The organism is Sandarakinorhabdus sp. (genome assembly GCF_051860625.1).
GTDB lineage: Bacteria > Pseudomonadota > Alphaproteobacteria > Sphingomonadales > Sphingomonadaceae > Sandarakinorhabdus.
In genome coordinates, this window is sequence record NZ_JBHYDQ010000001.1 from 452006 (window position 1) to 468928 (window position 16923).

Annotated in this window: 18 protein-coding genes; 8 read left to right on the top strand and 10 right to left on the bottom strand. The window is 63.1% G+C overall.

Annotated elements, in window-relative coordinates; genetic code table 11:
* Window positions 1-13 precede the first annotated feature (13 nt).
* From ACTIEZ_RS02190 to ACTIEZ_RS02230, 9 genes are all read right to left on the bottom strand, one after another.
* Complete coding sequence (locus tag ACTIEZ_RS02190; protein ID WP_439545003.1) at window positions 14-409, bottom strand: hypothetical protein; 396 nt, start codon at window positions 407-409, stop codon at window positions 14-16.
* Window positions 406-1020, bottom strand: a complete 615-nt coding sequence (locus tag ACTIEZ_RS02195) for a hypothetical protein (protein ID WP_439545004.1) — start codon at window positions 1018-1020, stop codon at window positions 406-408. Before ACTIEZ_RS02195 ends, ACTIEZ_RS02190 begins: the two co-directional genes overlap by 4 nt.
* A 135-nt stretch (window positions 1021-1155) precedes the next feature.
* Window positions 1156-1623, bottom strand: coding sequence for a DUF3489 domain-containing protein (locus ACTIEZ_RS02200; protein ID WP_439545005.1), 468 nt, complete (start codon window positions 1621-1623; stop codon window positions 1156-1158).
* A 268-nt stretch (window positions 1624-1891) separates the two neighbouring features.
* The gene (locus ACTIEZ_RS02205; RefSeq protein WP_439545006.1) at window positions 1892-2710 is read right to left on the bottom strand and encodes a hypothetical protein; all 819 of its coding nucleotides are present in this window, start codon (window positions 2708-2710) and stop codon (window positions 1892-1894) included.
* 579 nt (window positions 2711-3289) lie between these two features.
* A complete protein-coding gene (locus ACTIEZ_RS02210) occupies window positions 3290-3568 on the bottom strand; it encodes a hypothetical protein (RefSeq protein WP_439545007.1) in 279 nt (92 codons plus the stop codon).
* Window positions 3565-3756: a hypothetical protein gene (locus tag ACTIEZ_RS02215; RefSeq protein ID WP_439545008.1), complete on the bottom strand. Its 192-nt coding sequence runs from the start codon at window positions 3754-3756 to the stop codon at window positions 3565-3567. Before ACTIEZ_RS02215 ends, ACTIEZ_RS02210 begins: the two co-directional genes overlap by 4 nt.
* A gap of 526 nt (window positions 3757-4282) precedes the next feature.
* On the bottom strand, window positions 4283-6382 hold the full coding sequence (locus ACTIEZ_RS02220; protein ID WP_439545009.1) for a DUF5906 domain-containing protein: 2100 nt from the start codon (window positions 6380-6382) through the stop codon (window positions 4283-4285).
* A 120-nt stretch (window positions 6383-6502) separates the two neighbouring features.
* A complete protein-coding gene (locus ACTIEZ_RS02225; RefSeq protein WP_439545010.1) occupies window positions 6503-6688 on the bottom strand; it encodes a helix-turn-helix transcriptional regulator in 186 nt (61 codons plus the stop codon).
* 245 nt (window positions 6689-6933) lie between these two features.
* Window positions 6934-8073, bottom strand: coding sequence for a tyrosine-type recombinase/integrase (locus ACTIEZ_RS02230; RefSeq protein WP_439545011.1), 1140 nt, complete (start codon window positions 8071-8073; stop codon window positions 6934-6936).
* Window positions 8074-8513: 440 nt separating this feature from the next.
* Here ACTIEZ_RS02230 and ACTIEZ_RS02235 point away from each other — a divergent pair, with 440 nt between their 5' ends.
* The 8 genes from ACTIEZ_RS02235 (at window position 8514) to hisD (ending at window position 15647) form a co-directional block, all read left to right on the top strand.
* Window positions 8514-8882, top strand: a complete 369-nt coding sequence (locus tag ACTIEZ_RS02235; protein WP_439545012.1) for a hypothetical protein — start codon at window positions 8514-8516, stop codon at window positions 8880-8882.
* 20 nt (window positions 8883-8902) lie between these two features.
* On the top strand, window positions 8903-9856 hold the full coding sequence (locus ACTIEZ_RS02240; protein ID WP_439545013.1) for a cation diffusion facilitator family transporter: 954 nt from the start codon (window positions 8903-8905) through the stop codon (window positions 9854-9856).
* Window positions 9857-9904: 48 nt separating this feature from the next.
* Window positions 9905-11404: a CoA-acylating methylmalonate-semialdehyde dehydrogenase gene (locus tag ACTIEZ_RS02245; RefSeq protein ID WP_439545014.1), complete on the top strand. Its 1500-nt coding sequence runs from the start codon at window positions 9905-9907 to the stop codon at window positions 11402-11404.
* A 5-nt stretch (window positions 11405-11409) separates the two neighbouring features.
* Complete coding sequence (locus ACTIEZ_RS02250) at window positions 11410-12183, top strand: enoyl-CoA hydratase (protein ID WP_439545015.1); 774 nt, start codon at window positions 11410-11412, stop codon at window positions 12181-12183.
* Window positions 12184-12302: 119 nt separating this feature from the next.
* Window positions 12303-13178 carry a 3-hydroxyisobutyrate dehydrogenase gene (gene mmsB, locus ACTIEZ_RS02255; RefSeq protein WP_439545016.1) on the top strand — a complete coding sequence of 292 codons (876 nt, stop codon included), beginning with the start codon at window positions 12303-12305 and terminating at the stop codon, window positions 13176-13178.
* Window positions 13179-13213: 35 nt separating this feature from the next.
* Window positions 13214-13396, top strand: coding sequence for a hypothetical protein (locus ACTIEZ_RS02260; protein ID WP_439545017.1), 183 nt, complete (start codon window positions 13214-13216; stop codon window positions 13394-13396).
* A gap of 294 nt (window positions 13397-13690) precedes the next feature.
* Entirely contained in the window at window positions 13691-14365 is a 675-nt protein-coding gene (gene hisG / locus ACTIEZ_RS02265) for an ATP phosphoribosyltransferase (RefSeq protein WP_439545018.1), read from the top strand.
* Window positions 14349-15647 carry a histidinol dehydrogenase gene (gene hisD / locus ACTIEZ_RS02270; RefSeq protein ID WP_439545019.1) on the top strand — a complete coding sequence of 433 codons (1299 nt, stop codon included), beginning with the start codon at window positions 14349-14351 and terminating at the stop codon, window positions 15645-15647. The genes hisG and hisD overlap by 17 nt, the downstream gene beginning before the upstream one ends.
* Here hisD and ACTIEZ_RS02275 read toward each other — a convergent pair.
* A complete protein-coding gene (locus ACTIEZ_RS02275; RefSeq protein ID WP_439545020.1) occupies window positions 15635-16774 on the bottom strand; it encodes a serine hydrolase domain-containing protein in 1140 nt (379 codons plus the stop codon). The two genes, hisD and ACTIEZ_RS02275, sit on opposite strands and share 13 nt — an antisense overlap.
* Window positions 16775-16923 lie beyond the last annotated feature (149 nt).

Below are 16923 nucleotides of genomic sequence, written 5' to 3' on the forward strand. Positions count from 1 at the left end.
CTGTGCTGGCGGCTTAGGCATAATAAGCCAAGTCCAGCACGGACGGCGCAAGCGGTGGGACGCTGACGCGCTGCCGGGCGCAGCGCAGTTGCAGCGCGCGGATAGCTGTTGACAGCAGGCGATCGATCTCCTCCTGGCTGACCTGATCGAACAGAGATTGGCGCTCCTGCCGTGTCAGCGCCATCTTGTCGGCAGCACATCGGAAGCTGTCATGTAGGCCCGATGGCTCGCGCCCTGTCATGGCCTCGTAAAGCAGGATCGCCAGCGGCAGGGCTTCCAGCTTGATCGCCGGGTCAGTCAGAATGTCCATGGCATCGCCTGCGCCGGTCAGCACAAGGCCGCTGGGCCGAACAGTGACGCGATAGCCGCGCGCTTCAAAGGCGACGGTAAGGCAGGCCGCTTCGATCATGACTCGCGCTCCAACAGCGCATCGGCATCGCCTTTGGCGACGATTTCTGCATGACGGCGGCGCATCTCGGGCGGGAGATCGTCGATCGTTTTGAAGACGACGAGCCGGGCGCTGCGTTCCGCCGCATATGCCTTGAGTCGGACAGGGCCGACACGATCGACGAGGGCACGGTTGGCGAAAAGCGTGCCGCTGATCTCGTCATGCAGGAACTTGACCGGCGACGTGGTGAACTGCTGCGCTGCACCGTCGCCCGCGATAACGAGGGGCTTGCCGGCTCTTGCGGCGGCTTCCTTCGCTGCGCGGTAGCGTTGCGGGTCGCGGGCATCTTCGCGGCTGATGACGTGGCCACTCGGGGCAGGCTCTTTCGTGCCGCCAGCCATGAAGGCGCGGTGCTTGGCAAGATTTTCGTCTGATCGGGCCATCCATGCGTCGGCCTCATCCAAAACATCCTGCCATGGCTTGCGTTTCTTCTCGGTCAGCAGCTCATCGCGGTTCTTTTTGAGGCCCGCCGTTGTGTCTTCGAACTTGGCGGTCAACTCGCGGGTGGTGCGATCGACGGCCTCGCGGACGGCGGCTTCGATCATGGCGGATAGTTGTTGTTCGGTCGGCATAGTTCCTCCTTGCGCATGGCAGGAGGACGGGTGCCGATTAGTATCGACGCAGGCCCTACCTGCTCGTGGTAGGCCCATCATCGGGCAGGTCTTGCACCTGTGCGACCGGGGTATGCAGGTAACGCTGCCGTGGATTCAGGTAGTGCGAAGCCGGTATCGATCGTCGGGGCAGCGCACGGAACGGATGCCGAAGCGGATTGGGAGATCGCTAGTCAGCGCAGTGTTTGCACTGCTCAGCGTCCAGCCGAACTCCTGTGCCATTTCCGCAAGCGACACGCCGTCTGGCCGCTCCAACATCTCAAGGGCGCGGGCGAGTTTGCTGCCGGGTCGAGGCCGGCGCTTTGGCGGGGAAGGCATCGATATGGGCGGTTTGCCTTCGAGTGCCCGCATCGCGTGATGGCGCACTTGGGACTCGTCCAAGCCAGCCAGGTCGCACCAGAAATGCCGCGCACGGCTCCATGCGCTGCCGGTATCTGTCAGGAAGGAGACCGCTTCCGCCTGTTCGCAAAGGGCTGGCGTGTTGCGGATTCGGACGCCGATATTGGCGTCTGACAGGGCTTGGATGATGACGGCTTGCGCCAGCGACTCACACCGCAGGGACATGGTGACGGACAGGGCCTAGCAGCCGGGAGGCGGTCGAAAGCTGGGATTGCGCGGGAACAGTGCGCCAATGCACGGCAATCGATTTGCCGCGCCGTTCGACCCGCAACACAGGCAGGTTATGGGCGATCAAGCAGGTGAAGGCTTCGCGCCAAAACATAGCAATCCTAGAGTGATAACGGGGCGGCACGAAGCCGCCCCGGCTGGAGCAAGGGGCCAGCAGACGCAACATAATCGCTGCTCGGCGGTCGTTGGTCGGGAGTTTCAGGTATCAGTATTGGCGTTGGGCCACGATTTCCTGTGTCGTGACGAGGCCATTGGCAGTGAGAAAATCTTTCAAGGACTGATACCGCTCTCGGTATGGGGCGTGCCTGACCCCTTGTGGTCTAAAGGTGAAAGCCATCTCGGGAACCGCATTGTTGTCGCGAAAGCGCCACATCATTGGACTGACCAACCCAATCAGTTCGCCGGCTGTCGCAAGATTGTGATCTTGGCCGCGCGTGTGCGCGTTGATCGCAAATCGCAGTGAACCAAGGGCGATGTCCACGATGCTTGGAAAGTGGGATTGCCCGATGGCTGAATAGTGGAAGCCGACAATGCGGCTCAATCTCTGCCGTGGTGTGAACGGAAGGCCAGTTATGCCGACGGTGAACTTGTCCCGAAGATGCGCCTCGATCCGATTGCCGGCATCGTTGAAGCGATCGATCAGCACCATGCCGTAGTCATCTAGCGACCCAGTGAGAATGCGGTGAAAATGCAAGCAAACGGTGTTGATGCCACTGCGCCGCGCCTCGTCTGGGTCATTGGCGACGTCATGCAAAATCAGGTAGATAAGTAGCTGTGCCCCGTGGGCGTGAGCAGTCTGGAGGACTTCCCGCTTCAGGTCGATGAATTGCTGGTGCGAGAATGTTTCAGGGCCAGGGTTGAACTTCAGGCGATAATCTTCGGGAACGCGGTGCTGGGCGCGGATGGCATCAATCGCTCGGCTGAGCGCCCCAGCTTGGGCTGCATCGATCATCAGCCCGCCGTAGAGCAGGAAGTCGCCCGCCCTCTCCTCCATGTTGGTCTCGTCACAGTAGAGAAGGCGCATCGCAAATCTCACGCAGCAACATAGCTAGCGCGAGCATAACAGACTGACAGCCAAAGGCATCTGCGTTGCGCTTCCGGCGATCAGTGACGACGTAGGGGCCGAGTTCGCATTGCCCGTCTCTGCCCGGTCTCTGTGTCAGCTACACGTGGGCAACGTGTACCAATGGCCACCGTCTTCGATCTTGTGGCGATCGATGTTGCCATGCCGGACAATGTGTCCTTGTTCATGGAGGCAGCACAGCACGTCTGCCGCCACGATCCGATAGGCGCGTGGCCCCTTCTGTGGTCGCGTCGGGGAGCCTAGCTCTGCCGCTACGATCGTCACGTCTAGCGTGGTGTGCTTGCCGAACATTTTCATGACCATCGGCGCTAAGGGGTGAGTGAACTGTCCCATGCCGCAATTTCAGTCAGCTTGGGGCAGCTTGAAAGCGGCGAGACAGGCAAAACTGCGGAGACAACCTATCTAAGGTTGAAGCCGGCGCTCGCTACCAGCTTCAAATCCAAGCAGTTTCGCGTGTGTCGAGCCGCGCTGCGCAGGCAATGCGTAGGCAGCAACGGCTGCTTGCCCCGAAAATCGGCCTTATGCGTCCGGCAAAAGCTCGACCAGCGCAACCCCTTCCAGTCGATCGACGAGGGAGCCGACAGTCAGCAGGAAGTCATCGCGCGATCGAAGCCGGCCCCGTTCCCATGCGTGGCCATCGGTGCCGCCCTCGTGCTTGATGCCTTGCGGTAGGTCTAACTCGCCGTTGAGTATGGCCACCGCCCTTCGGGCCAGTTTGGAACGGCCATCGGTGAAGGCGGCACCGTCCCACCAGACGTGGAACGCCTTGCCGCGCATCGGAGTGACGAGCGCCATCATCGGGCAGCCGCCACGATCGCGCCCAAGATCACTAGCCAGCCGAGGCATTCCGCATAGAGGCGCGCATATCGCCACGAGCGACGGGCAGCGCCGCCCAGCGCTGGGCGATCATGGGCATGGAGGACGCTGCGCAGGGGTTTCGGCGTCTCGCCTTTCTCTGCCCCTAAAAGGCGGATCACGTTGGACATGGGGCTTGGCTCCCGCATTGGGGTGATCGATGTTGATCGCTGTAGATTGACGTAATGCCTGCCACCGGCGCTGCTCAACCGGCGCCATTCATGCGCCACCGTCTTATTTTTGAGACACTTGATGCAGCTATGAGACGTTCACTGTCTCAAAGTTGAGACACCGGTAAGCAGGTAGCGCGCCGTCGCTGCCGGCTGGCGCGGGCAGCGGGAGGGGAGTGTGGTTCGATCAATGGGGCTGCTGTGACGGTTTCCCTGCCTAATCCAACCGTCACACAACCCTCGCACCGCTTTTTGTTTGAATTACCAATGAGTTGTGACGGTTGTGATGGTTGTGACGCTATATATGTGATCACAGCAAATCGCATCGGGCGTGGGCAACGCAATTCGGCTTGCTAGCGGCGAACAAAGCAAACCGTCACATCGTCACAACCGTCACAGAAATCGCCTAACCGATTGCGTTATATAAGAAAAAGCACTGCGACGGTTTCGAGATGCAGCCATCAACCGTCACAGCCCTGACCAACCGTCACATCGGAACACCATCATCAGGCGGTGGGAAATCCCAATCGGCCTGTTCGTCCCAAGCCTCATAGGGATCGAACCACTGTCGTACCGATGACAGCGGAGGCAGCAGATAGCTCATGGTTCTTTTGAACTTCGGCTTAGCGGTCTCCATGTCCAACCCGTCGAAAGCCCAGCCATTCTTGTTCCTACGGACACCCGGTATCGACATAAGAAAGCGGCCCGCCTTCGCGCTTGTCAGTGTTCGGCCAAAAGGTTCCTTGTCGATCAGCTTGCGAAGTTCGTCGAACAGCAATTCGTTTGGCACATTCCGGTCAGGACGGATGCCGGGCAATTCACCGAACATCAGCAGGCGACGGAACAGCGATCGCGTTGGGTCTTCCGAAAGCTGGATCTGACCCCGCAACGCCTCGGTCTTTGGCACGTTGGAACGCGGATGCCAGTGGCCAAGATCAAGGCTCAGAAGCTCCTTGAGCATCGCCGCAAGGCCGCTGCCGCTGATCTGCCTCGTCAGAGCATCGAAGTAGTCATGATCGCCCCGTCGCGCTGACGACACGTCAAACATCGCGAAGCGGCGTTCATCGGAGGATGCGGGGATAACCCAGTCTTCATTCGACGCCATCATGATGTGCAGGCGATTGGGGGTCACAACCGCATCACGGCCCTTTCCTTCGATCACCAACGTGTCTTCCGTGGTCATGCGCTTCAACTGACCCTCACCCTCCTTGTCGCCTGCCCAGAGAGCCTCGTCCGCGAACAGAAATACACAGTCGCGCATGTGAGCGTTGAAGCGTCCGGTCATGAGCGAGGAGGACGACAGGTGGATGCCATGCTGCCCTGCGATTTTCCCAAGGGCTCTCCCCAGCACGCCTTTGCCGACACCCTTCTCCCCGCGAAACACGAGGGCCACTTCGGCGGGCTTGTCCGGGTTTTGCAGCATCCATGCGATCCAGCGCACGATGTAGTCACCGTGCTCCGCGTTGCCGTCGGCAAGAACTTCGTTGATGTGTGCCTTTATCAGAGACCAGTCACCTGGCTCAGCCGCAACGGCCCACCCTTTCCACAGGTTCAAATAGCCCTCGTGTTGACGCCCTGAGGGGTCAAAGACGAAGCCGTTGGGGTATTCACGCCGCGCATCTGACTGGAGCCAGATAGCCGCCTCCTTCCTCTTGCGTTCAAGCAGCATGAAGTCAGACTCGGACATCAAGTCCCACGTTTCTCGATTGTAGTGCGGGTCGCGCTTCGTGGTGCCGATGCGGACGCGTGAGCCGTCACGGATCACGGCGTAGCGTTCGTTGTATTCCTCAACAGCCGCATGGTCGGTGAGAGCCAACCAATCCGCAAACACCGGCCTCGCATCGTCAGGGAAGGCGAAGGCTTCGAACAGCTTCCGCCACTTTGATGTGGTGGTGTCGCGTGCATAGGTGTCTTCGACTGCTCTGATGCGGTCGGCAATTTCACGATCGCCTTCGGACATGGCTTTGACGATCGCAAGGGTGACATTGATTGGAACGTCGGCCCACTTCATCACCCCGGCAAAGGCAAGCGCCGCCTCATGCCGTGCGCCTTCACCAGGCCAGAATCGGACACAGACGCTTGTAAAGGCGATGACGCCGGCCAGCCGGCAAAGCCGGTCTGGCTCGACGCGAGCCACCTCGCACTCATTTTCGAAATCGACCCGTTCACCGCTCGGATGCATAGAGGGCGGGAACATGGTGTAGGCACCATTCGATCGCAGTTCGCACACCGTAAGCGCGTGCTCCTCTGGAACCCCACGGCTAAGGAACGACTTGGGCAGCGTGAACTTCTTTGTTTTTCTGATCTCGCTGAAGAACAGGAAATGAGACGACCTTTTGCCCTGTCGGCCAAACATGCTCGTCGTTTCCGTGCCGATCAGCCCTCGGGCGACATCGGGCGCTTCCGGCCAATCCAAATCCAGATCAACAAGGTTGTTAGACCTCTTACCGAGGGCGACACCAATATTGTCGGCCTCAGACCATTCCCCCCTGTAGGACGCCGACCATTTGACGCGTGGATGCTTGCCTTTCAGCGGAAATATGTCCCAGCCGGCTTCCCGATAACGGTTGCGGTAGTGTTCAGTCATTCGCCACCTCACAGATCGAGGCAACGGGCAGTCAAGCGGTTGTCGCAGCCGGCATAAGCGACTTATGAAACGACCGCAGATGGTGTTCTGCTCGTTGCAATCGTGAGGGCGTGAAGGGTGTCAGCGACCCGTCACGCCCTCAGTCGTTTCAGCCAACCAGTGCTCAATGTCGGCGCGGCGATAGCGGACGCTCCGGCCCCACCGGACGAAGGCAGGGCCTCTGCCGTCCAGTCGCCAGTGTTCGAGTGTTGTCGGGGCAAGGCGGAGATAATCCGCCGTCTCTTTCGTGGTCAGTAACTCAGACATAACAAAGCATCCTCGGAATCGAGTTCGACTCCCAACCGGCGTTCGGTTTGATCCTTTGCTGGTGCCGACTCGCGCATGGCGAGCGGGCGGAGGGCTAGGCGCCTCAGTCCCCAAGGGCTTTTAGTGCCGTCACGGACAGCGCCTTGGCTGCTCTGCCCGATATGTGGGGCCAGCACCGGAATGGCACTGACCCCATTTTGGTATTTCAAACAGAAACAGGATGCAATGGGGAATCTACAGCCAATTCAGGCAGCCAACTTGACCTCCTCAAGGTCGGAGTCAGTAGAGGCGTGTAAACGCTTCATGATCTCATTGACGATCAACTGCATCGGTTCGCGCAAAGCGCTCACATCAACCGCGATATAGCGGCTAGTGATCTTCGTGCTGCTGTGGTTCAGCAACCGAGCGATAATGTCATCCGGCACGCCGATCTCAGCGCCAACGCTGGCGAAGGTGTGGCGCAGGCTGTGCATGGTGCCCGGCACTTCTTCGTGGCGGGGATCGATCGTCGGGCCTTTGTTCGTCCGGTCAGGGAACACCCACTGCTTGTGGAGGCCCTTCATCACATCGATCACGGCGCGGTGTTCGTCGAGCAGGGGCAGATAGAAGGGCCGGTTGGACTTGTTCTCGCGGATGAAGATGCGGTCATCAAGCACCCGGTTCCATTCAAGCCGGCAAGCCTCCGTTTTCCGCAAACCGGTCAGCAGACAGAGCATGTAGATGTGGCGGTGGGTAGGGTTCTCCAGAGCATCAACCGCCTTCTTCCATGCCGCCAGATCGCGGATGGCACTGTTGCGTTCATTGGCTTCCGTGAACCACTTTCCGCGCAAGGCGATGGTCGGGCAGACCGGCAACGAGGCTCGCTCGTATTCGGCCAAGGCATAGTTGTAGACCGTGCGGAAGGCCCGCAGCGTGTCATTGGCCATTGTCTTGCCTTCCCGGCCCAATGCTGCGTGCTTCGTGCGGATCATGCCGCGCGTCACGTCACGCAATGCATGGTCGAGCCAGTCCTTCAAGCGCACCTCGCACGCCCGCTGCACATAGGTCTTGTGCGCGGAGCAAGCGGTTGTCGCGCCAAGATAGCCTTTGAGGGCTGATCGCAAGGTCGGGTTCTCGCGCTCGAGGTAGCGCGCCTCGCCGCGCCGCATCCCATGGATCACATCTTCCGCCGCCTTGCGGGCCTCGATGACACTGATCTCACCATGACGGCCAAGAAAGACCTTATGGGTGCGGCCATGCACGTCCCGCTGGGCATAGAAAGACCGGGACTGTTTGCCGACAACAACAGAGAAGCCCTTCAGCTTTGTGTCGGAGTAAACCACCCGGCCAGCGTCCGGCAAACCGATGCGACGGAGGGCGTCTTCTGTGATGTTAAGTGCGGGCATCTTGAGGTCTCCTGCGTAGGAATTGCGTAGGTTTGGGCCAACAGCGGGCTACAACTTGATACACCGCTGTGAACAATTTTATGCAGGAAACTCAGGTACTTATACAACCGGATACATTGCCCGACAGCAACCCTAAGAAGGTTGCCAAGGTTGAAGTCGAGGGTTCGAATCCCTTCGCCCGCTCCAGTCGCAGGCCGGCTCGAAAGCAACGCGCAGCGTTGGTTTCAGACTCGGCCGAGACCGGCCAGCGAGCAAAAAAGGGCGGCCCCCAAAGGCCGCCTTTTTTGATTCGTCTGACGACGCGGCTCCGCCGCGCCTCTTTCTACTTTCTTCTCTCAACACCCCAGCGGACTCGGCGGCTCCGCCGCCGGCCGCGCAAACACGCACAATTGCCGAAACACCAATCCGGAACCACACGCCAATCCCCGCGTTCCCCCCATGTGCCGAACCGCCCCGCCATCATCGTCATCGGCGCTTCGGCTGGCGGTGTGGATGCGCTCGGCTCGCTCACCCAGTTCAGTTGCCACATCGGCCATGTCTATACCGCCGAGGTCATGCTGGCCGCGCAATTCCTGACGATGGAACGCTTCATCGAACAAGCGCTGCGGGCCCTGCACGAGCGCGCCGAGTTGTGTCGGCAGGAGGCGGGCAAATATCATGGCACCGCCAGCACGCATGCCGCCAGCCAGCGCTGGCGCGATGCGCAGGCCGAAGCGATGGAACAGTCCGAACAGTTGCAGTCGCTGTTGCAGAGGGCCTGGATCCACCCGGAACTGGCACCGCCGCCGCTGCCCTCGACACACCCCTGAGCCGCCCCTAGAACGGGGCCATGCACAGCCACGCCCACGCTCACAGCCATCCGCTGGGCGGCCATGATCATCATGGCCACGGCCATGCGCATGCGCCGGCGGATTTCGGCCGGGCCTTTGCCATCGGTGTGACGCTCAATATCGCCTATGTCGCCATCGAAGCGGCGGCCGGCCTCTGGTATGATTCGATGGCGTTGCTGGCCGATGCTGGCCATAATCTGTCGGATGTGGCCGGGTTGCTGATTGCCTGGGGGGCGATTGCGCTGGCGCAGCGCGCGCCGAGCGCGCGCTTCACCTGGGGCCTGTCGCGCTCGCCGATCCTGGCGGCGCTGGCCAACGCGCTGATCCTGGTCGCGGCGTGCGGCGGCATCGCCTTCGAATCGATCCACCGCCTGATGAATCCGCTGCCGGTGTCGGGTGATGTCGTGATGATCGTGGCGGGCATCGGGATTGTCGTGAACACCGGCACCGCGCTGTTGTTCGTGCGCGGTCGCAAAGGCGATGTGAACATCCGCGGCGCCTATCTGCACATGCTGGCCGATGCCGGCGTGTCGGCGGCGGTGGTGGTGGGCGGGCTCATCATCCGCCAGACCGGCTGGACGTTCGTCGATCCGCTGCTTGGCCTGGCGGTGGCGGCGGTCATCCTGCGCGGCACCTGGGGCCTGCTGAAGGAATCGACCGCGCTGGCGCTTGATGCGGTGCCGGCGGGTATCGAGCCCACCGATGTTCGCGACTGGCTGGGTGGGCTGGACGGAGTGGCAGCGGTGCATGATCTGCATATCTGGCCGCAGGGCACCACGGGCGCCGTGCTGACCGCGCATCTGGTGATGCCGGGCGGCCATCCGGGCGACGAGGCGCTGGCCAATATCGCCCACGCGCTGCACCACCGATTCGATATCGGCCACGCGACGCTGCAGGTGGAGACGGGTGCCGAACATTGCCGCCAGGCGGTGACGGATGGTTGCCTGCACTGATGCAACTGTGGGTGGCGGGCGGCGACGGCGAGGCGTAAACAGCGGCCCATGCGCATCATCGATCACCATATCGCCGGCCAGACCATCAGCCACGGCAGCCGCACCAGCCCCGTCTATGATCCCAACAGCGGCCAGGTGCAGGCCGAAGTCCGCCTCGCTGGCGCCGATCTGCTGGAACAGGCCGTCGCCGCCGCGCGCGCCGCGCAGCCAGCCTGGGCCGCCACCAATCCGCAGCGCCGCGCCCGGGTGATGTTCAAGTTCAAGGCGTTGGTAGAGGCCGAGATCGATGACCTCGCCCGCGTGCTGAGCAGCGAGCATGGCAAGGTGCTGGCCGATTCGAAGGGCGATATCCAGCGCGGGCTGGAAGTGATCGAGTTCTGCTGCGGCATCCCCCACGTGATGAAGGGCGAATATAGCCACGGCGCCGGCCCCGGCATCGACATCATGGCCTTTCGCCAGCCGATCGGCATCGGCGCTGGCATCACCCCGTTCAATTTCCCGGCGATGATCCCGATGTGGATGGCCGGCGTCGCCATCGTGACAGGCAATGCCTTCATCCTGAAACCGTCGGAACGCGATCCCACCCTGCCGGTGATGCTCGGCGACCTGTTCCGCCGCGCCGGCCTGCCCGATGGCATTTTCAGCGTGGTGAACGGCGACAAGGAAATGGTGGACGCCATCATCGAACACCCGGACATCGCGGCGATCAGCTTCGTCGGCTCATCCGATGTCGCCGAATATATCCATGCCAACGGCTGCGCGCGCGGCAAGCGGGTGCAGGCGATGGGCGGCGCCAAGAATCACGCCGTGGTGATGCCCGATGCCGATCTCGATCAGGTGGTGCGCGATCTCGCCGGTGCCGCGTTCGGCTCGGCCGGCGAACGCTGCATGGCACTGCCGGTGGTCGTGCCGGTGGGCGAAGCCACCGCCGATGCCCTGCGCGCCAAGCTGCTGCCCGCCATCGCAAAACTGCGCATCGGCACCAGTACCGATCCCGAAGCCGATTACGGCCCGGTCGTCACCGCCGCCCACAAGGCGAAGATCGAATCCTACATCCAGATGGGTGTGGACGAAGGCGCTGAACTGGTGGTGGATGGCCGCGGCTTCACCCTGCAGGGCCACGAAAACGGCTTCTTCGTCGGACCGACCCTGTTCGATCATGTCACCCCCACGATGCAAAGCTATCGCGAGGAAATCTTCGGCCCCGTCCTGCAGATCGTCCGCGCCGCCGATTTCGAAGCCGCGCTCGCGCTGCCCAGCCAGCATCAATATGGCAACGGCGTCGCCATCTTCACCCGCAACGGCCACGCCGCCCGCGAATTCGCTGCCCGCGTGAATGTCGGCATGGTCGGCGTCAACGTGCCGATCCCGGTGCCGGTCGCCTATCACAGCTTCGGCGGCTGGAAGCGCAGCGCCTTCGGCGACATCGGCCAGCACGGCATGGAAGGCGTGCAATTCTGGACCAAGCGCAAGACCGTCACCGGGCGCTGGCCAGATGGCGGCGTGGGCGACGCTGGCAGTGCGTTCGTCATTCCGACAATGGGGTAAAGCCAATGACCTATGAAACCATCCTGATCGAACAGCATGGCGCCGTCACCCTGCTGCGCCTCAACCGCCCGCAGGCGCTGAACGCGCTCAACAGCCAGGTGCTTGCCGATCTGATCGCAGCATTTGCCGCTTATGATGCCGACGCAACCCAGCGCTGCCTGGTGATCACCGGCAGCGAAAAGGCCTTCGCGGCGGGTGCCGACATCAAGGAAATGAGCACCCAGAGCTTCGCACAAATGTACGGCAGCAATTTCTTCGCCGGTTACGATCACGTCACCGCCACCCGCAAGCCGTGGATCGCGGCGGTCTCCGGCTTCGCGCTCGGCGGCGGCTGTGAACTGGCGATGATGGCAGACATCATCATCGCGGGCGAAAACGCCAAGTTCGGTCAGCCCGAAATCAAGCTCGGCGTCACCCCCGGCATGGGCGGCAGCCAGCGGCTGGTGCGCGCCATCGGCAAGGCCAAGGCGATGGAAATGTGCCTCACCGGCCGCATGATGGACGCCGCCGAGGCTGAACGCTCCGGCCTCGTCGCCCGCGTCGTCCCCACCGAAACCCTGCTCGATGAGGCCCTCAAACTGGCACAAACCATCGCCGCCATGGCCCCGCTCGCCAGCATCGCCGTGAAGGAAGAAATCGACGCCGCCTTCGAAATGAGCCTGAAGGAAGGCGTCCGCTTCGAACGCCGCCTGTTCCATGGCCTGTTCGGCAGCGCCGATCAGAAGGAAGGCATGGCGGCCTTTGTGGAAAAGCGGCCGGGCAATTTCACCGGGCAATGACCCCTCCCCTCCCGCTTGCGGGAGGGGCCGGGGGTGGGAATGGACGCACCACAAGATCGCAGGAGGATGCAGGGGGCCAAACCCACCCCCAGCCCCTCCCGCAAGCGGGAGGGGAGTTAATGCAGATCGCATTCATCGGCGTCGGCAACATGGGCGGCGGCATGGCGCTCAATCTGGTGAACGCCGGCCATGATGTGCGCGCCTTCGATCTGTCGCCCGAAGCGCGCGGCCGGGTGACGGCCGGCGGCGCCACCGCCGCCACCAGCGCCACCGATGCCGCCACCGATGCCGATGCCATTGTCACCATGCTGCCCGCCGGCCATCACGTCCGCGCTGCTTACGAAGGCACATTGTTCGCCGCAGCGCGCCCCGATGCCATATTGATCGATTGTTCCACCATCGATGTCGCCACCGCCCGCGAGCTGGGCGAAGCTGCCGCCACCCGCGGCCTCGCCATGGTCGATGCACCGGTGTCGGGCGGCACCGCCGCCGCCGATGCCGGCACCCTCACCTTCATGGTCGGCGGGCCACAATCGGCGTTCGCACAGGCCCGGCCGATCCTGGAACAGATGGGCAAGGCCGTCATCCACGCCGGCGGCCCCGGCATGGGTCAGGCCGCGAAAATCTGCAACAACATGATCCTGGGCGCCACCATGGTCGCCACCGCCGAAGCCTTCGTGCTCGCCGAAAAACTCGGCCTCGACGCGCAGACCTTCTTCGACATCAGCAGCAAGGCCAGCGGCCAAAGCTGGTCCATGACCAGCTATTGCCCCGTCCCCGGCCCAGTGCCCACATCGCCCGCCAACCGCGACTATGCCGGCGGTTTCGCCGCCGCGCTGATGCTGAAGGATCTGAAACTCGCAGCCGAAGCCGCCAGCACCGCCGGCGCATCCACGCCAATGGGCGCCAGCGCGCAGAGCCTCTACCAATTGCTCGTCAACAACAGCGGCGGCAGCGACGATTTTTCCAGCATCATCCGCCTGTTGCGCGGGTAGTTTGCTTTCTAGCCCTCAGGCGATAAGCATCAACTGTGGGCCTCCAAGAGTTTCTCAACGTCGATGCGGCGGTGGCGGCGGCCTATGGCTGGCGGGCAGATCCGGCCACCGCAGAAATCGTGGCCCGGCTGGTCGCCCTCAACGCGGCGCGCGGCGCCGAGGAAGCCGCTGGCACCATCCGCTGGCTGCGCCCCGATTATCAGGCCGGCCGCGCATAACGCCCGCCCTGTCCTACACGCCGCCATGCTGCCATAATAGGTGGATACGCCGTTTCCCCCACGGCTGTTGTCACCTGCCGTTCACACGGGTTTTCTGATTATACAGCAATTTCAAGGCGGAAGACCACCTGATCCGTAAACCCTGTCAAAACCGAAAAGCTGCATGCCGCGAACAAACCGCTCGTTCCCGATCCCGCAAATCGCGGCGAAGATATTTCGCGCTGCCCGCCACAACGGCATGCGGCGCGGGCGCAGTGGCGTTTTGTGCGGGCTGCCGCTAAACCGCGCCGCATCATGATTGCACCCATCACTCTCGCCCTTCCCAAGGGCCGCATCCTGAAAGAAGCGCTGCCGCTGCTCGCCCGCATCGGCATCGTGCCGGAAGCCGATTTTTCCGATGAAAACAGCCGCAAACTGACCTTTGCCACCAGCCGCGCCGATGTGCGGGTGATCCGGGTGCGCAGTTTCGATGTGGCGACGTTTGTGGCGTTCGGCGCGGCCGGGCTGGGCATCGCCGGCAATGATGTGCTGATGGAATATGATTTTTCCGAAATCTATGCGCCGGTTGATCTGGGCATCGGCCATTGCCGGCTGAGTGTGGCACAACCCGTCGGGCTCGATCCCGATCTCACGCGCCTCAGCCATGTGCGGGTGGCCAGCAAATATCCCAATCTCACCCGCCGGCACTTCGCGGCGCGCGGCCTGCAGGCCGAGGTGATCAAGCTGAACGGTGCCATGGAACTGGCGCCGCTGGTCGGCCTGTGCAGCCGCATCGTCGATCTGGTCTCCACCGGCAAGACGCTGGCCGAAAACGGCCTGGCCGAGGTAGAGGTGATCGCGCCGATCACCAGCCGCCTGATCGCCAACCGCGCCGCCTTCAAGACCGATCCACGCATCGTGGGCGTAATCGATGCCATGCGCAGCCTCGTTGAGAATGACCCAAGGACTGACGATGCCGCAGCGGCTTGACGCACAGTCACCGGGATTTGCCGCCGCCTTCGCCGCGCTTGTGGATGCCAAGCGGGATGATGCCGCCGATGTGTCGGGCGTGGTGGCCGGCATCATCGCCGATGTGCGCAGCCGCGGCGATGCGGCGGTGGCGGAACTCACCGCGAAGTTCGATTCCGTCGATCTGGATGCGGCGGGCTGGGAATTTGCCGCTACCGATCTCGATGCCGCGCTGGACGGCCTGGCGCCGGATTTGCGTACCGCGCTCGATCTGGCCGCCACCCGCATCCGCGATTTTCATGAACGCCAGAAACCGGCCGGCAATGATGCGGTGGACGCCGCCGGCGTGCGCACCGGCGTGCGCTGGACTCCGGTGGACGCCGCCGGCCTGTATGTGCCGGGTGGCCGCGCCGCCTATCCGTCATCGGTGCTGATGAACGCAATTCCCGCCGTGGTGGCCGGCGTGCGCGATCTGGTGATGGTCACGCCAACGCCGGGCGGCACGGTGAACCCGCTGGTGCTTGCGGCGGCGCGGGTGGCAGGCGTGTCCCGGATCTTCCGCATCGGCGGTGCCCAGGCGATTGCCGCACTGGCTTATGGCACGGCGCATGTGCCGCGTGTCGATGTCATCACCGGGCCGGGCAACGCCTATGTGGCCGAGGCCAAGCGCCAGCTTTACGGCGTGGTCGGCATCGACATGGTGGCCGGGCCATCGGAAGTGGTGATCGTGTCGGATGGCAAATCCGATCCGGATTGGATTGCGGCCGATCTGCTCGCTCAGGCCGAACATGATCCGGTGGCGCAATCCATCCTGATCACCACGTCGCCGGCAGAGGCCGACGCGGTGGAACAGGCCGTGGCACGCCAGTTGCAATCGCTGGCCACCGCCGCCGTTGCCGGCGCATCCTGGCGCGATTTCGGCGCGATCATCACCATATCCGATCTGGCCGATGCGCTGCCGTTGCTCGACGCGCTGGCGCCGGAACATGCCGAACTGATGGTCGACGAGCCCGATTGGCTGTTCGCCCGTATGCGCCATGCCGGATCGGTGTTCCTGGGCCGCCACACCCCCGAAGCTGCCGGCGATTATCTCGCCGGGCCCAACCATGTGCTGCCCACCGGCCGCCGCGCCCGCTTTGCCTCGGGGCTATCGGTGGCGGATTTCATGAAGCGCACGACCTTCCTGGATTGCGGCCCGCGTGGCCTGGCCGCCATCGGCCCGGCCGGCGCCGCGATTGCCGACGTGGAAGGCCTGGCCGCCCATGCCGCGTCCATCAGGCTGCGGCTGGGTCAGCGCCCATAAACTGCCCGTTCAAAGGCGCGCAGCACATCCAGTGCGGCCGGTTCGCCAAACGGCAGATGCTGCATCATCAGCACCGCCGCGATGTCGTTCTGCCGGTCGATCCAGTAATAGCTGTTGGCGATGCCGGCCCAGGCCAGGCTGCCGGCGGCGCGGCCATCGGGGCCGGGCTCGGGATTGATCAGGAAGCCCAGGCCAAAGCCGCAATCCATCGTGGGGAACAGATCGAAGGCGCCGGTCAGGCTCGGCATGTTGGTGGTCATGCGCCCGGCCGGCATGCTCACCTGGTTGCGGCTCATTTCGTCCACCGTGCTGGCCTGCAGGATGCGCGCCGCGTCGTTCCCGCCGCCGTTCAGGATCATCCGGCAGAAGGTCAGATAATCGCTGGCGGTGCCCTTCAACCCGGCGCCGCCCGCATTGAATTCGGTCGAATCGAAATGGATCGGAAACGGCATCAGCCCGCCATCGGGCAGGCGGGCATGCAGCGGCGCCAGCCGGGCCTTCACCGCATCATCAAAGCCAAAGCCGGTGTCTGCCATCAGCATTGGCCCGGTCACCCGATCGAGCAGATATTGCCCCAGGCCGCGCCCGCTCGCCCGTTCCACGGCCTGCCCCACCCAGTCAGTGGAGACGCCGTAAATCCATGCCGTGCCGGGATCGGCGAGCAGCGGCAGGGTCAGGCTGGCCTTGGTGCCGGGCGCAGCCAGGTGATGTTGCCGCCACTGCGTCAACTCGGCCGACATGAATTCATAGCCCAGCCCGGAGGTGTGGGTGAGCAACTGCCTCAGCGTGATCGGGCCCGCGGCCGCCCGGGTGATCGGCTGGCCGCTGTCGTCGAAACCCTCCAGCACCTGTGGGCTGGCCAGTTCCGGCAGCACCGTGCCGATGTCTTCATCGAGGTGGAGCCGGCCTTCCTCGACCAATTGCATGGCAGCGACCGAGGTGAGCGCCTTGGTCATGGAGGCGATCTGGAACAGCGTGTCGCTGGTCAGTGGCGGCCCCCCTGGCCCCTTGCTGCCGACCGCGACCTCACAAAGCGTGCCCGCACCATTGCCCACCGCCGCCACCGCGCCCGGAATATCGGCAGCAGCCAGCGCGGTTTCGAGTGTCGTGATGATGTGGTCGCGCATGCCGAACTCCCCTGATTATGCCCCAGGATAGGCAGTTCCGTATCTCACGGGAAGCTGGCGGCAGCGGGAGGGGGACACGAGCCGTCCGCCAGAGCAAGGCGCTGACCAATCGCATGAACCGCGAAGGCTTCAAGTTCGCCCGATTGGCC